Origin of the sequence: Kineosporia babensis (assembly GCF_021129305.1) — a bacterium.
GTDB classification, from domain to species: domain Bacteria; phylum Actinomycetota; class Actinomycetes; order Actinomycetales; family Kineosporiaceae; genus Kineosporia; species Kineosporia babensis.
The window spans coordinates 106,754-121,856 of the sequence record NZ_JAJOMB010000016.1; the positions used below are offsets into that span (position 1 = coordinate 106,754).

The following is a 15,103-nucleotide window of genomic DNA, read 5'->3' on the forward strand; positions in this document are numbered from 1 at the left end:
GGGCGGTCAGGAGTCCGCTGCCGCCGCCTCCTTGGCCGCCTCCCGCTTCAGCTTCTTGTAGAGCCGTTCACCCGCCGCGTCGGAGGCCGAGTGGTCGCCGAAGTCCCGGAAGAAATGCACGTTCTTGTACGTGTACTCGACGTGGGCCTTGAGGCTGTCGACCTGGCTCTGGTTCAGCCGCTCGGGATAGTGCTTGCCGATGTCGTCCAGATAGTGCATCAGCCCACCGGCGGCCCGCTTGTCGACCGCCATCGCGTCGTTGACCACCTCCTTGTAGGCACCGTAGCTGTCACCCGCCTTGATCTTGTCGCCCAGCCACTTCGCCCACTGGGAGGCCGTCTCGCCGCTGCCGGTGGAGGTGATGCCCAGACCCATGCCGTCCTGGCCCGCGCGGTGAGCGCCGTACGGGATGCTCATCGCGATCTCGTCGTCCTCCCCGTCCCGGTTCTTGCCTCGCCAGCCGCCCAGTTCGGTCGCCTTCATCGGCATCACGTGCTCGCTCTCCCAGTTCTTGTCCAGGGAGAACTCCTTCACGTTCTTGTGCGGCCCGACCGCCTGGACGTAGCCCTTCGAGTCCGGGAACTTGCCGCCGTACGTCATGTCCCGCTGCCCCAGGAGCTTGGCCGCTTCCGAGAGGTCGTCGGGATTCTTCGCCGCGGCCGGTGTGCTGAACTGGTCCCAGGCCTCCCGGTAGTTCTCCGGCTCGACCCGCTTGCGCTTGCAGGCCTTCCCGGCCAGACCGAGCGGGTCGATCCAGACCATCGGATTGCGGACGTAGGCCACCGGGTTGGGTGCCGGGGCCAGACCGAGCGGGTCCGGGCTGAGGTAACGGCCCGTCTCCGGGTCGTAGTAGCGCTGGTTGTTGTAGTGGAAACCGGTTTCGGGGTCCAGGTACTGCCCGGGCATCCGGATCGGGATGCCGTTGCCGCTACCGTGCTCGGTCCCCTCGGCGTCCCGGCCCCAGATCGTGCCCCGGCGCTGCCAGCGCACCTCGCCCGCGGTGTCGACCAGCGCGACCGGGTTGCCGATGACGTCGTTCACCACCATGGTCAGGCTCTGCCCCAGCACCACCTCCCGGTCGGCGTGCTGCTCGTACTGGGCCACCGGCCCGTTCGCGACGCTCAGACCGTGCCAGGTCCGCGCGTCCGAGCGCCCGGCCCGGTCGGTCCGGATCTCCTCGACCAGCATGGCGCCCGACCAGATGTACTCCGTGCGCTCCACCACCCGGTCCCGCTGGCCGGCCGGCTCCAGCCGGTCCTTGGCGATCCGCCGGCCCAGCGGGTCGTACACGTAGCGCCAGCGCTGCCCGTCCGACGTGGTCACCCCGGTCAGCCGGCCGTCGGCGTTCCAGGTGTAGCGCTGCCCCTCGGCCGACGAGCGCTCCCGTGACACCGTGCGTCCGTTGGCGTCGTAGTCGTACCAGGTCTGCCCGGCGCGCACGACGCGACTGCCGCTGTACTCACGGGCTCCGCCGACCGCACCGGCTCCGGCCCAGTCCGCGTTCACCACGTCGCCGTTGCCGTTGTAGGCGTACGTCTCGACGGCTGTGCCTTCCTCGGTCCGTACCGCGAGAACCCTTCCGGTGAGGTCCAGTTCGATCTGGCGCTCACCGTTCGGGTCACTGACCTGGACCGGATCGCTGTCCGGGCCGTAGGCGGTGCGTTGCCAGTAGACCGGTTTCATGCTCGCGGGGTTCGTGACGTCACCGCTGAGCACGAGCCGGTCGAGGGAGCGGCCCATCGCGTCGGCCGTGTGGGCGGAGAACACCCGGTTGTCCAGCCGCCGGAAGGCTTCGTAACCGTTGCTGTCGTAGCCGATGTCCAGCCGGTGCCGGGCGGTGTGCAGCATGATCGGCCGGCCCACCACGTCGTACTCCCAGACCGCGGCGCCGCCGGCCGGAGTCAGACGCCCGACCACACGGCCGTTCTCGTCGTAACTGGTGTGCACCGTGCGGTCGTTGACGGTCTCCGCGATCACCCGGCCCATCGCGTCCCGTTCCAGGGTGACCTTGGCGTGGGTGCCGATGACCTGCACCATCCGGCCCATCGCGTCGTACCGGTACCGGGTCTCACCCGCACTGTTGCGCCGGGCGGCCAGGTTGCCCCGGGCGTCCCAGGCGTAGTCGGTCACCTCGCCCGAGGGGTCCCGCTCGCCGATCAGGTTGCCGGCCGCGTCATGCCGGTACTCGGTGCGGCGGTCGTCGAAATCGGTCTCGGCGATCCGCCTTCCGGCGGCGTCGTACTCGAACCGCCAGCTGCGGCCCTCCGGATTGGTCCACTCGATCAGCCGCAGTTCGGTGTCGTGCCGGTAGCGGGTGCGGGCGCCGTCCGGTTCGACCGTCTCCTCCAGCAGGTCGAACCCGGTGTAGCTGTGGGTCGTGGTCCGGCCGGCGCCGTCGGTGTAGGAGACCGGGTTGCCCTCGCCGTCGTAGACCCAGCGCTGGATCAGGCCGGTCGGGTCTACCATTTCGGTCAGCTCGCCGTCCACGGTGTACCGGTAGGTCGTGCGGTTGCCCTGGTCGTCGATCTCCTCGGTGGTACGGCCGAACCGGTCCCGGACGAACCGCAGCGTCTGCCCCTGCGCATTGCTGACCAGAGTAGGCAGGCCGGCGGCATCCCACTCGGCGGACTCGCTCACGTTCTCCGCCAGCTCACCCGAGCCCTCGTAGTCGTACCCGTAGCCCATGCCCGAGGGGGTCGACTCGCTGACCACCCGGCCGTTCTCGTCGTACTCGCGCCGCCAGACGGCTCCGTCCGGCTGGGTCACCTGGGAGACCTGGCCAGGGGCGGAGTGCTCGAACGTCATCCGGCGGCCGTCCGCCGACTCGATCGCGACCACGTCACCGTTCGCGTCGTGACTGAAACGCGTCGTCCCGCCGAGGGCGTCGGTGCGCGAGAGCAGGTTGTGCTGCACGTCCCACTCGGAACGGACGGTGCCGCCCAGCGGATCGGTCTGCGCCACCAGCTGCAGCTCGTCGTTCAGGGTGAAAGTGGTGACATTGCCGAGAGAGTCGGTGACCTTCGTGGCCCCGGGGGCGTAGTCGTAGCCGTAGGAGAGGTAGCCGTCCTTGCCCTCCGTGCGCACGCATCGGTTCTGATCGTCGTACTCGTAGCGGAACCACATGTCGTTGCGGTCACGCCAGCGCACGATCCGGCCCTGGTCGTCGTAGTCGTAGTGCAGCAGGCGCCCTTCGGAGTCACCGATCGCGGTGAGGCGGCGCCGTTCGTCATAGGCGAACGTACGTACCAGCAACGGACGATCGCCGTGGACGTCCGTGGGCGCGTCGGCTCGCGGGAGCATCCGCAGAGCGCAGACCAGACCGGCCTCGTTGTGCTCCACTCCCACCCGGTAGCCCCCGGAGTGCCGGATCAGCGTGATCCGGTCGAACTCGTCGCGGTCCACCTCGATGCGCTGGCCGTGCCGGCCGGCCACGGCCAGGAGCGGGGCCTCACCCTCCTCGTCGGCCGCACCGAAGAACAGGCTGCCGGCGCCGTCGGGATTGTCGATCGCGAAACCTTCCTCGGTCCGGCGCAGCGGGGCGGCCGCGCCGTGCACCGGCAGTTCCCGACCGGTCTCGCCGGGCATCGCGTAGCTGAGGATCATCCCGGCGGCGCTGATCAGGTGCACCGTGTCGCCCTGCACGATCAGCCGCTGGTCGAGCCAGGAGGCCCAGGTCGGGCCGAACGCGCGGCCGAACCGGTGGTCGCTGAGGTGGGCCCGGTGCAGGTGCAGCGGGAGCCGGCCGGGCAGGTGCAGGTCGCTCTGGTCGATGAACATCCGCCCGGTGGCCACGTCCACCGGGTCACCGCAGGCGGGGATGCCCTTGATGTCCTTCGAGGTGATCTTCGGGACGGTGTTGATCTTGCCGATCGGGCCGCCGAGGCCCTTCTTCACGATGTCCTTGAGACCGGCGCCGAGGCTCTTGATGTTGGCGACCAGGTTCTTCAGGATGTCCTTGGCGCCGGTCAGGGCGGCCTTGCCGATCGCCTTGAGACCGCCCTGCTTGAACAGCGCCGAGACCTTGCCGATGGTGGTCAGGCCCTTGATCCCGGGAATCACCCCGAGCAGGCCGAACACCAGGTCCATGATGTTGCCCTTGCCCTGGGCGAAGTCGACTATCGCCTTCACCAGGAGGATCGCGCCGGCGATCAGCGCGATCCAGGCGAACGGGCCGCCGAAGATGATCGCCAGCACCCCGAACACGATCGCCAGCACCTCGGCGATCTTGCAGATGATCTCCCACAGGCCCTTGAAGAAGTCGGCCAGCTTCTCCCAGAAGCTGCGCGGGCGGATGCCTGCGTCGGAGGCCTCGTCGATCGCCCGGACCGCTTCTTTTGCTGCCCCTTCGCGCAGTTGCCGGGCTTGCTCGGCCATCCGCTTGGCTGCGTCCAGAGCGCTCTGCGCGGCGCCGACCGCCCCCTGGGCATCGGACTGGCGCTGCTGGGCGGCCTGCGCGTCGCGCACCGCCTGGGCCACCTGGTCCTTGTCCGGCTCGGGGGCGTCCTTCTCCGGATTCTGCAGCTTGTCAGCGTTTTTCGAGGCAGCACCGGCATCGTCGGTGGCCGCCGCCAGGGCCGCGGTCGCACTGCTCAGCGAGGCCCGGGCCTCGCGGCCGTCGGCCAGCGCCCGGTCGGCCTGCCCCTGGGCCTGCTCCAGCACCGGGGCGAAGCGGGTCAGTGCCTCACCACACATCTCGTGCGAGGTGTAGAGCTTGCGCAACTGCTCGGGGAACTCGCCGAACTGATTGCGGAAGGCGTCGCCCGACTGCCCCACCCAGGTCATCACGGCGCTGTCCCCGGCCATCGAGGTCACCTGGCGGTAGCACCGCTCGGCGGTGTCGGCGAAGTCCAGGAAGCGCCCGGCCAGCGTCTCCACGTTGGCCGGGTCGCCCGGGGTCGGGTCCCCGTCCAGGTCCAGGACGTACCAGTCACTCGGCCGGGCCACGGCATTCTCCTTGCTGCGCGGTGCTTCTCACTGACACGTCAGGCTCACCGGCCGAACCGCGCGCCCGGGTGGCGAGAGCCGCCGTTCGCGTCGTCCTGCGGGTGGTTCAGTTCTGTTCCTCGGGGCGCGTTCTCATCGGCCGTGCCGGTGCGTGAGCACTCCGGCACCGTCAGCGCACCTGGCGCCGCGTGTTGCCGTCCTCACTCAAAGTGCCTGCCACCCGGCCTACCTCACGGCCGACCGGAAGGACAGCCACCAATAAACCATATACAAGGGCAGAGATGACAAGGCTCTTGAATGGTGCATAGGGTGTGCGCCGATCGAGAAAGGGGCTGGTCATCGATGGCCGACCGGTTGTCCGTCGATCTCGACGGGCTGGAGAGTTTTTCGTCCGACCTGGGTATCATCCGCGCGACCATGGCCGATGCCGGTTCCTGGATGCGCCAGTTCGACGGCGAACTCGGTGGCGACGACGTGGACGGCGCGGTGAACCACTTCGAGAGCCACTGGAGCGACGGCCGCGGCCGGGTGGACAAGAACTGCGAGAACTTCGTCAAGCTGGTGAACCAGGCGGTGGAGAACATCCGCAAGGCCGACGAGGATCTCGAGAAACAGCTGGTGCAGAGCGGGGAGACGGCGTGAGCCCGAGTACGGCCCGGGCCACCGGATTCGCGATCAGCGTCCCGGACGGCTGGCTGGAGGTGGACCTGCACCCCGACTCCCGCAACGCCTCGATCAACGATCTGGTGACCCGTCAGGTCAAGGAGGTCCCGGAGCTGCGCGAGCACCGCGCGGCCCTGGTACGGGCGCTGCGCAGCGCCGCGCGCAGTGCGCACGCCGCCGGGGCGGCCTACACCGCCAGCATGATCCAGCCGATCGAGGACGCGGTGATCGCGGCGAACGTGACGATCAGCATCGTCGAGGCGCCGAACGAGGAGAACGCCTCCGAGACGATCGTGGCGCACCTGGCGGAGATCCCCCGCGGCGCCGGTGAGGATCCGGTCTGGCGCGAGGTCACCAGCACGGAACTGCCCGGTATCGGCCGGGTTCCGCGCACCCAGGGGGTCGAGGACATCACCATGCCCGAGGGCTCCGGCTGGATCCGCTCGGTCATCATGCAGACGTTCGTCCCCGTCCCGGGTTCGGCCGGTAAGGTCGCCCTGGTCACCTGCAGCAGCCCGATCCTGGCGCTGAGCACCGAGCTGATCGACCTTTTCGACGCGGTGACCTCGACCTTCCGGTTCCTCGAGAACTGATTCCGGCTCTCCCTTTCCTCCCGTCCGCAACCGTGCGGCACGGGTCGTCCGCACGGTCTGAGAGGACAGCACCATGGCGAGCAACGTCAATGTGACCTATGAAGAGATGCGCACCGCGAGCAACAAGCTCAACGCGGGCAAGGACGACATCCTCGGCAAGCTCTCCGAGCTGAAGAACATGATCAACACCCTGGTGAACGAGGGCTACGTCACCGACAAGTCGAGCAAGAAGTTCGACGAGAACTACACCGAGTTCAACGACGGCGCAACGAAGATGGCGGAGGGCCTGGAGGGCCTGGCCAGCTACCTCGAGGCCGCGGCCGACGCGTTCGAGCAGGCCGACACCGACCTGGCCTCCGCGATCAACAAGTAGGCCCGTCCGTCCCGACGAGGGCCGGTCTTCCCGAGGTTTCGGGAGGACCGGCCCTCGTCGTCGTCTCACATCACGCTGAGCGGCACCTGGACCGCGAACGCGGTGCCGTCGCCGAGGTGCAGCAGGGCCCGGCCGGCCTGGATCGGCTGCCCGACCGCGGTGCGCTGCAGCTTGATCCCGATCAGGTCGCCGTCGGTACGGCTCTGCGGGGACATCAGCGCACCCCGGCGGGACTTACGGGCATCCACCAGCCAGCCGCTGAAACCCACGCTCAGCTCGTCCGGGTTGCCCGCGATCACCACCCCCAGCCCGCGCGCGGCCCCGGTCTTGATCACCTGCTTCAGTTCCGAGGCGGCCGAGACCTCACGCAGCGCCTCGGCGTCGTCCGCGACGATCACGGCCGGGCCGGTGATCCGGCCCAGGGCCTGGGTGAACTCCTCGGCCGAGACATCGGTGCCGGTGAAGACCTCGACCACGCCCGCGGCCCCGGCCAGGCTGCGCACCGGCGAGTTGCGCGGGGCGAACGCGATCACCTGCTGCCCGCGGGTCAGGAACGAACGGGCCATGGTGACCAGGGTGGTGCTGCGGCCGGACTTGGCCGGGCCGCCGATCACGAAGGCCGGTACCCCGTCGGCCAGGTCCGGGCCGAAGCCCGTGAGCTGGTCGCCGCCGACGCCGACCAGCGCCCACATCGGGCTCGGGTGCTGCTCGCGCATCGGCCAGGCCTCCTCGAACCCGAGCTTCGAGGGCAGTTCTCCGAGGCGGAAAGGGGCAAGTTCGCGGGGCACGTCGCTGTCCCGTTCCCGGGCTGCCTTGCCGATCGCGCTCAGCGCAGCCGCCTGGGCCGGGCCGGAGGCGTCCGGGGCCAGCAGGGCCACCTGCAGCTCGATCCCGCTCTCGGAGCGGAACGCCCGCCCCTGCGCCACGTTCTCGGGCATGTTCCGGGGCCGCAGGCCGATCAGCGAGTAGTCGGCCCGGTCGGACAGGCGGAAGGCGATCCGGTCCTCGGTCAGGGTGGAGATGCGCCCGCTCAGCAGGGTCCGGTCGCCGGTGATGATGACGTGCACGCCGACGCTGGCACCTTCGCGCAGAAATGCGAACACCTGGTCGACCAGGGCACCGCCGTCGAGTTCGCCCAGGGAGGTGAGGAATCCTTCCCAGCGGTCGATCATCAGGATCAGGTGCGGCAGCCGCTCGGTGACCGACGGCGCCGCGGCACGCTGTTCGGTGATGTCCGCGTACCCGCCGTTGGCCAGCACTTCCTGGCGTCGGCGGATCTCCTCGGCCATCCGCTTCAGCAGCCGCACCGCCCGCTCGACCTGGGTGCGCATCACCACCGCCCCGCAGTGCGGCAGGTCCGCCAGCGGCAGCAGGGCGCCGTTGCCGCAGTCCAGGCCGTACAGGTGCACGTCGCCGCTGGACTGGCTCTGGGCCACCGAACCGGCGACTGCCCGCAGCAACTGGGAACGACCGGTGCGCGGGGCGCCCGCGGCCAGCAGGTGCCCGAAGACCGACAGGTCGAGCGCGGCGGTGCGCTGGGCCTGCTGGGCCGGAAGGTCCTCCCGGCCGAACGGGATCGGCGGCAGGTGCGGGCCGGCCACCGGCTCGAGCTCGTCCAGAGTCATGGCATCGGGCAGGGCCTGCAGCCACGGACTGAGCTGGCTGGGTACCTGCGCCAGCTCGGCTGCCTCGCGCACCGCGAGTACCAGGTCGCGCAGGTCGGTCTCGTCCTCCTCCACCGGGCCGACCGCCTTCGGGCGCGGGATGTTCACCGGCTTGCTGAGGTCCGACCAGTTCAGCGGCACCACGATCGGTGCGCGCCGGGGACCGGCGGTCCGCCCGGGACGGCGGCCACCCACCCGGCCGGCCTGGAACGGGACCAGGGAAGCGTGACCCAGGCGCACGTACGCGCGTCCGGGCGTGCTCTTGGAGATCTTCGCCGCGTCAGGGGCGTTCAGAACGTCAGAGCTTTCGGACGCGTCGGTCACCCGCAGAGCGATCCGCAGGTTGGTGTTCGCCCGGATCTCCGGGGAGACCACCCCGCTGGGCCGCTGGGTGGCCAGCAGCAGGTGGATCCCCAGGGACCGGCCGCGCTGGGCGATGTTGACCAGTCCGGTGACGAAGTCGGGCAGGTCCCGCACCATCGAGGCGAACTCGTCGATCACGATCAGCAGCCGCGGCAGCGCCGGCTTGGACGTCTCGGGCAGACGCTGGAAGTCCTCGATGTCCTTGGCCCCGAAGTCGGCCAGGATGTGCTCGCGCCGGCGCAGTTCCGCCGACAGCGACTCCAGCGCCCGGCCGACCAGGTGCTCGTCCAGGTCGGTGACCATACCCACGGTGTGCGGCAGCCGCACACAGTCCGCGAAGGCGCTACCGCCCTTGTAATCGACCAGCACGAAGGTCATCTCGTCGGGCCGGTTGGCCACTGCCAGCGAAGCCACGACGGTCTGCAGCAGCTCGGACTTCCCGGAACCGGTGGTCCCGGCGATCAGGCCGTGCGGGCCGTCGCGCCGCAGATCGATCTCGAACGGGCCGTCGAACGACTCCCCCACCACCGCGACCGTGCTGCGGCCACGGGCGGCCCAGCGCGCAGCAATCGCGTCCCCGGACGGTGGGTCGATGGAAAGGACGTCCAGGAGCCGGCTGGAGGACGGCAACGCGGCATCGTCGCCCTCGTCGCTGGTGTCCCGGATCGGGCTCAGAGACCTGGCCAGACGGGCGCACCAGTCCGGGTGCGCGAACTCCGGGCGGATGCCCGGCACCGGGTCGGAGTCGGCCTGGGTGACGGTCAGTCCGGCCGTCTCGACCCGGACCACGGCCTGGCACTCGGCCGGCAGGAACCGCTCATCGGCGTCCAGGCAGATCGCGTACACCCCGACCTGCGGGCCGTCCCGCAGGATCTGCACCACGCCCGGCATCGAGCGCATCCGCCGCGATCCGTCCAGCAGCAGGATGACGTCCGGGTCCCGGAAGACCGCGTCGCGGGCCTTGGACTTGGCCGAGGTGCGCTGCCCGACCAGATCGAGGACGGCCGCCACCTGACGGCCCGCGGTATCGGCGTCCGTGCCGATCCGCACCGCGCTGCCGGAACCGTCGGCCGGGCGCGCATGCGGCAGCCAGCGCAGCCAGTCCCAGCATTCCCGGCCGGTGGCGTCGGTCAGCACCACGATCTGCAGGTCGGCGGGACTGTGCAGGACGGCTGCCTGGATCAGCAGCCAGCGCCCGATCCCCCGGGCGGTGTCTCCCGGCCCGGCGATGCCGAGCACCCCGCGCTGGCTCAGCGGCACCGTCACCGGCGCCTCCGGCAGTATCCGCGGGTTGGTGCGCCGGTGATTCTCCTGCTCCGGGTCCTCGACGATCACCTCGGACGGGAACTGCGCGGTGCCGACCCGCAGCAGCAGATGGTCGCCGTCGCGGCGGCGTCTTTCCCACAACCGGCGGCGCGGGCCGGAGGCGATCACGGCGACCGAGGCCAGGTCGGGCACCCAGATCCGGCGCTCGGCCAGCTCCAGGTCGACCGCATGCTCGACGTCGGCCTCCACCCGGGCTTTTCGCTCATGGTATTCGCGCAGCAACTCCGTGTACGAACGACGGCCGTTGCGGCGGCTGTTCACGTAACCGGCGATCACCGAGATCGGGCTGAGCGCGGCGAACAGCAAGGTGGCCGGGTTGTTGGTGAGCATGTACATGGCCAGCGAGCCGACGATCGGGACGACCGCCATCAGGATCGGGATGGCGCCCCGGGCCGGTTCTTTGGGCGGGCTGGGCAGGCGGAACTTGGTCTCCCGGCGCGGCGGCAGGATCCGCGGCGGCCGGTTGTAGTCCAGGCCCGCACCGTCGGCCGACATCACCAGGGCGGCATCGGGCGAGACGTAAGGCATCACCTCCAGGATGCTTTCACCGATCACCAGCTGCCGGCCCGTGTCCCAGCGCACCCGGCCCACCGGCAGCGTGCTCTCTCCCGCGATGGTCTCCAGCACCATCTCCGGCGCCCCGGGTTCCGGTTCCAGCCAGCACTGCGCCGCCCCGTCCACATCGAGCCTGGCCGCCACCGGCGGCACCGAGGCGTCCGGGATCCGCACCCAGGCCCGGCGCTGCGACCCGAGCTCACCGCTGCCGACCCCCAGCGGAAAAACCGCGCCGGCGGCCGGTCCTCCGACGACCCGTAGCTCGACCAGCCCGGGACGTTCGCTCGGATATCCCGGCACCGGCCCGTCCAGGCCGACCAGCCCGCCCTCGACCAGTGGGGAATCGAAGACGCTGAGGGCCGGGTCGAGCGGCCGGGAACCGAGGTAGAGCGCCGCACCGGCGGGAGTACGCTGCGAACGGTCACGGAACAGTGACTCAAGCGTCCAGGCGATGGCCGCGATCTGGGTGCCGTCGTCCGTGTCCAGGATGACGTCGGCCGACTCACCCGTGCGGGTGTCGACGGCGGTCAAGTAGAGCTGCATCCAGTATTTGTACCCTTTGGGCATTAGGGTTGTACCGTTTACGCATTGAATGCGTAGTCTGTGCCTTCATGCCGCCGGAGAATCCCTTGCCTCTTCCAGCGATCCCCCGTGGGACGCAGTCGTTTCGTCGTGCAATCCGTTCCGGCGCAGCCATTTCCCTTGTTCTCATAACGATTTGGTTTCCGGCCCGGACGGCCGCCGCCACCGACGGTCACGGGTCCGAGCGCTCAGCAGCGACTCCGGGCAGCAGCACCGGCGGCGAGGTGAAGTTCTACGTCGTGCGGGCGGCCTACAAGGGCGAGCCCGAGTTCCTTTTCTCCATCGCCGAGCGATTCCTCAAGGACGGGGAGCGCTGGCCGGAGATCCTGGAGCTGAACAAGGACCGCCCGCAGGCCGACGGCGGACGGCTCACCGATCCGGCCTCGATCACCGCGGGCTGGGTGCTGGTGCTGCCCGCGGACGCCAAGGGCAAGCTGGTGCGCACCGGCCCGTTGCCGGAAGTCAGCGCCGCACCGACCAATCCGGCCACTCCTGCTCCGGCCCCGGGCGCTGCACCGTCCGAGCCCGAGTCCGCCACCCTGTACTGGGTGATCGGGGCGAGCACCCTGGTGCTGGGCACCGGCCTGATCGGTTACGCAATGATCGCCCGCCGGCGCGCCGCCGCGGAGCCCGAACCGGCTCCCACCCCGCCGCCGCGCCGTACGCCACCGGCGCCACGCGGGCCCGCCTCGGGCGCCCCCAGCCGTCTCGGGCAGAGCGCCGCCCCGGAGGCCCCCGACGAGACGCCCGCGCCTCGGCGAAACTTCTTCCGGCGCAACACCACCGAAGTACTCGCCGTGCGCCCGTTCGACGCAGCGGGCGCCTGGACCGTCGACCGGGGCCTGCGCTCGCTCAGCGGCATGGCCCACGACGCCCGGCGTCAGGTGCCGCCGTTCTACGCGGTGGTCATGGACCGGGAGTGGATGCAGTTGCGGCTGGCCGCCCCCGACTTCGAGGCTCCTGCCCCTTGGGGCAGTGATGAGGACGGCCGTACCTGGTCCGCCCCGCTGCGCGCCCTGCAGGCGCTGCCGCTGAAAGACGGCCTGGCTTCGCCCAGTCCCCGCCTGGTCACGCTCGGCACCGACAGCGGGGCCCGGGTCCTGGTCGACCTCGGCCAGGCCACCGGCGTGATCTCGGTCGAGGGCACCGTGGCCAACGTCCACAACCTGCTGCTCGGCTGGATCGGTGAGCTCGTCGCCGCCCCCTGGGCCGAGCACGTCCGGGTGGTCACCGTGGGCCTGGCCCCGGCGGTCTCCCCGCCCGCCTCCGACCGGGCCGAGCACTTCACCAGTCTGCCCGAAGCTTTCACCGCGATCGGCTGGTCCGAGAGCGGCACCATGTCCGAGGCCGTGCGGGGCGGCGGCAGCGTCGCCGCACCCCGGCCCGCAATCCTGATCGTGGCCGGCCGATTCCGCGACCACGACCTGGAGCACCTGCAAGCCCTGGCCAGTCAGCCCGACGCGAACTGGACCATCGTCATCGTCGGCCGGGTGCCCGCCGCCCGCTGGCGATTCGCCCTGCGCCCCGGCGGCAAGCTCGACACCGGCGTGCTCGGCATCACCGCCCAGGTCAACGACAGCCTGGCCTCTCCGACAGGAATCCGATGAGCAACCACACTCCGACCCCGCCGCCCGCCAAAGGTGGAAAGTCCTTCTCCTGGGCCATCATCGGTGGTACCGCCCTGCTGGTCACCGGGGCCGTCGCGGTGACCGCCGGCGCCCTGCAGAGCCGTGGCTCCGGCACCGCCGACGAGATCACCCTGGCCGGCCAGATCCAGGAACAGCCGCCGGCCCCGGTCATCACCACCACCCAGGCCCCCACTCCCACGCCGACGGCCGAGAAGCCGAAGACGGAGAAGGCGGCCGCCGAGCAGGAAAAGCCGCAGGAGACCAAGACGGTCACCGCCACCCAGGACGCCCCGGCCGAGGACGAGCAGGACGAACCGGAGCCCAAGAAGACCAAGAAGAAGGCCCCGCCGAAGACCCCGGCCGTGAACGTCCCCTACCAGCTCCACAACGTCGCGACCGGCAAGTGCCTGGGAACGATCGCCTTTGAGCAGGTCAGTACGCAGACCGCCTGCAACGGCGCGGTTTCGGTCCGGCTCGAGCGCACCCGCACGGCTGACGGCATGCCGCTGTACTGGATCCGCTCCTCCGGCTCCGGCCTGTGCCTCGACCCGCCCGGCAGCACCGCCAACGAAGGCGCTGTCGCGATCGGCGCCGTTCCCTGTATTGAGCCCGCTTCCGGCGACAACCAGGAGTTCAAGCTCGTCGACAGCGGCAAGGTCAAGAACGGCCACGTGCAGTACTACGTGAAGAATGCCCTCTCGGGCGACTGCCTGGATGTCTCGGGCTGGCAGAGCGACGGCTCGAACCAGGCCGACGGGCAGCACATCACGCTGTACCCCTGCGCACCCGACGACGACCACCTGTGGATCTTCCAGGAAGCCTGATCCCCGTCCGGTCGCGGGCATAAACCCTGTCCGCGACCGGACACTCAGACCTGTCGCCCGGTAAGGCAAATGAGCTGGACCGCGAGGTCAGTGCTGTCGGTAGGCACGGGTGCGGCGGTGATGCCGAAGTCACGCCACTTCTCCACGTTCGTTCGCGCGTACTCGAGGCTGACCGCGACCGCCTCAGGGTCGAGCGCCTCGTCCTGGCCAGTGCTGCGAGCCAGGTCCCACTGATGCACGGTCAGGTCGAGCAGCATCTGCGTGGCGTACTCGGACAACGGGGCCTCTCCGAAGGAAAACTGTGCCCTGCCGGCCAGGTCAGCGCCGCTCCAGGCCTGCGCCGATCCCGCCGCCGCAGCGTCCCAGGCACCGGACGGATCGGCGCCCACGAGATCGCCGTCGTAACGCGTGCCCACGTTCTCCAAGGTTTCCCGGGCCAGCAGGTGCGGAGCCCAGAGATGCTCCCCGACCAGGTGATTCGTCAGTTCCCGAACCGTCCACTCGGTGCAGGTCGACTTGTCGTCCCATTGACCGTCGCGCACACCGTGCACCCGGGCCCCGAACCTCTCGATGGCCAGGGGAATCAAACGCTGAAAATCAGTCACGACGGCAGACTATGACGTATCGTCCCGACTGCCCGGTCAGCCTGCCGTCAGTGTGAGCGGGAACCGCACGCCGGTCAGCTCCTCCGACACGTCCCAGAGGCGGCGGGCCACGTCTGCATCCTGTGCCGCCTTTGACCGGCCGACGAGCGTGGCCGGCCCGCGCTGCAGCAGGCCGCGCGGCCCGGCGAAGCTGTTGCCCGGGATATCTCCCACTGCGGCATACAACGTGGGCCTGGCACCATCCGGCCCGGTCTGGGCCAGGGTGCGCCGCAGCACTCCGAACAGCAGGTCCAGAGAACGACTGGCCCCTCTTGAGGAGTGATCGAGGTTGGTGTCCGCCAGGCCGGGATGGGCCGCCGTCGCGATCACGTCGCTCCCGGCTACCTCCAGCCGGCGCTGCAATTCCTTGGTGAACAGGAGATTGGCCAGCTTCGACTGACCGTAGGACGAAAAGCGATCGTACGAGCGGCGTTCCCAGTTCAGGTCTTCGAAATCGATCCGGCCACGCCGGTGGCCGCCCGACGAGACCGTCACCACGCGTCCCACAATTTGGGGTAGAAGCAGGTTGGTCAGCGCGAAGTGACCGAGATGATTGGTGCCGAACTGGGTCTCGAAACCGTCGGCGGTGCGCCCGAGTGGCGGCATCATCACCCCTGCGTTGTTGATCAGGATGTCGACGGTGAGGTCGAGACCGTCGGCGAATTCACGGACGGACGCCAGGTCACCCAACTCGAGTCGACGCACCTCAGTCCGGCCGGGCAGGGCATCGGCGACCGCCCGCCCTTTGGCCACGTTGCGCACCGCGAGCACGACGAACGCGCCTCGGGCAGCGAAGACTTCGGCCGCGGCCCGGCCGATCCCGCTGCTGGCGCCGGTGATGACGACGGTCCGGCCGGCCTGGGACGGGACGTCGGAAGCTTCGAATGTAGTCACAGACAACAATGTAGACATCGCCAACATAAGTAGTCAACGCCTACATCGAG

9 protein-coding genes are annotated in these 15,103 nt (G+C 69.8%); 5 read left to right on the forward strand and 4 right to left on the reverse strand.

Features of this window, described 5'->3' with window-relative positions:
- Positions 1-6 precede the first annotated feature (6 nt).
- On the reverse strand, positions 7-4,944 hold the full coding sequence (locus LR394_RS26145) for an RHS repeat-associated core domain-containing protein (protein WP_231446866.1): 4,938 nt from the start codon (positions 4,942-4,944) through the stop codon (positions 7-9).
- 342 nt (positions 4,945-5,286) lie between these two features.
- Between LR394_RS26145 and LR394_RS26150 the strand changes: the two genes are divergently transcribed.
- The 3 genes from LR394_RS26150 to LR394_RS26160 all read left to right on the forward strand — a co-directional run bounded on the left by LR394_RS26150 (position 5,287) and on the right by LR394_RS26160 (position 6,573).
- Complete coding sequence (locus tag LR394_RS26150) at positions 5,287-5,586, forward strand: hypothetical protein (protein ID WP_231446867.1); 300 nt, start codon at positions 5,287-5,289, stop codon at positions 5,584-5,586.
- Positions 5,583-6,200, forward strand: coding sequence for a hypothetical protein (locus LR394_RS26155; RefSeq protein WP_231446868.1), 618 nt, complete (start codon positions 5,583-5,585; stop codon positions 6,198-6,200). The genes LR394_RS26150 and LR394_RS26155 overlap by 4 nt, the downstream gene beginning before the upstream one ends.
- A gap of 73 nt (positions 6,201-6,273) precedes the next feature.
- Entirely contained in the window at positions 6,274-6,573 is a 300-nt protein-coding gene (locus LR394_RS26160) for a WXG100 family type VII secretion target (RefSeq protein ID WP_231446869.1), read from the forward strand.
- A gap of 65 nt (positions 6,574-6,638) precedes the next feature.
- Here the strand turns inward: LR394_RS26160 and LR394_RS26165 are convergent, their stop codons facing one another.
- Positions 6,639-11,024 carry an FtsK/SpoIIIE domain-containing protein gene (locus LR394_RS26165; protein ID WP_231446870.1) on the reverse strand — a complete coding sequence of 1,462 codons (4,386 nt, stop codon included), beginning with the start codon at positions 11,022-11,024 and terminating at the stop codon, positions 6,639-6,641.
- Between the two features lie 263 nt (positions 11,025-11,287).
- On the opposite strand from LR394_RS26165, the gene LR394_RS26170 reads away from it, so the two are divergent.
- Positions 11,288-12,670 carry a LysM peptidoglycan-binding domain-containing protein gene (locus LR394_RS26170; protein WP_231446872.1) on the forward strand — a complete coding sequence of 461 codons (1,383 nt, stop codon included), beginning with the start codon at positions 11,288-11,290 and terminating at the stop codon, positions 12,668-12,670.
- A complete protein-coding gene (locus tag LR394_RS26175) occupies positions 12,667-13,515 on the forward strand; it encodes an RICIN domain-containing protein (protein WP_231446874.1) in 849 nt (282 codons plus the stop codon). The genes LR394_RS26170 and LR394_RS26175 overlap by 4 nt, the downstream gene beginning before the upstream one ends.
- A 44-nt stretch (positions 13,516-13,559) precedes the next feature.
- Here LR394_RS26175 and LR394_RS26180 read toward each other — a convergent pair whose 3' ends face one another.
- Positions 13,560-14,120 (reverse strand): TIGR03086 family metal-binding protein, encoded by a 561-nt coding sequence (locus LR394_RS26180; RefSeq protein ID WP_231446876.1) that lies wholly within the window; start codon positions 14,118-14,120, stop codon positions 13,560-13,562.
- 36 nt (positions 14,121-14,156) lie between these two features.
- Entirely contained in the window at positions 14,157-15,053 is an 897-nt protein-coding gene (locus LR394_RS26185; protein WP_231446878.1) for an oxidoreductase, read from the reverse strand.
- Positions 15,054-15,103: the final 50 nt, after the last annotated feature.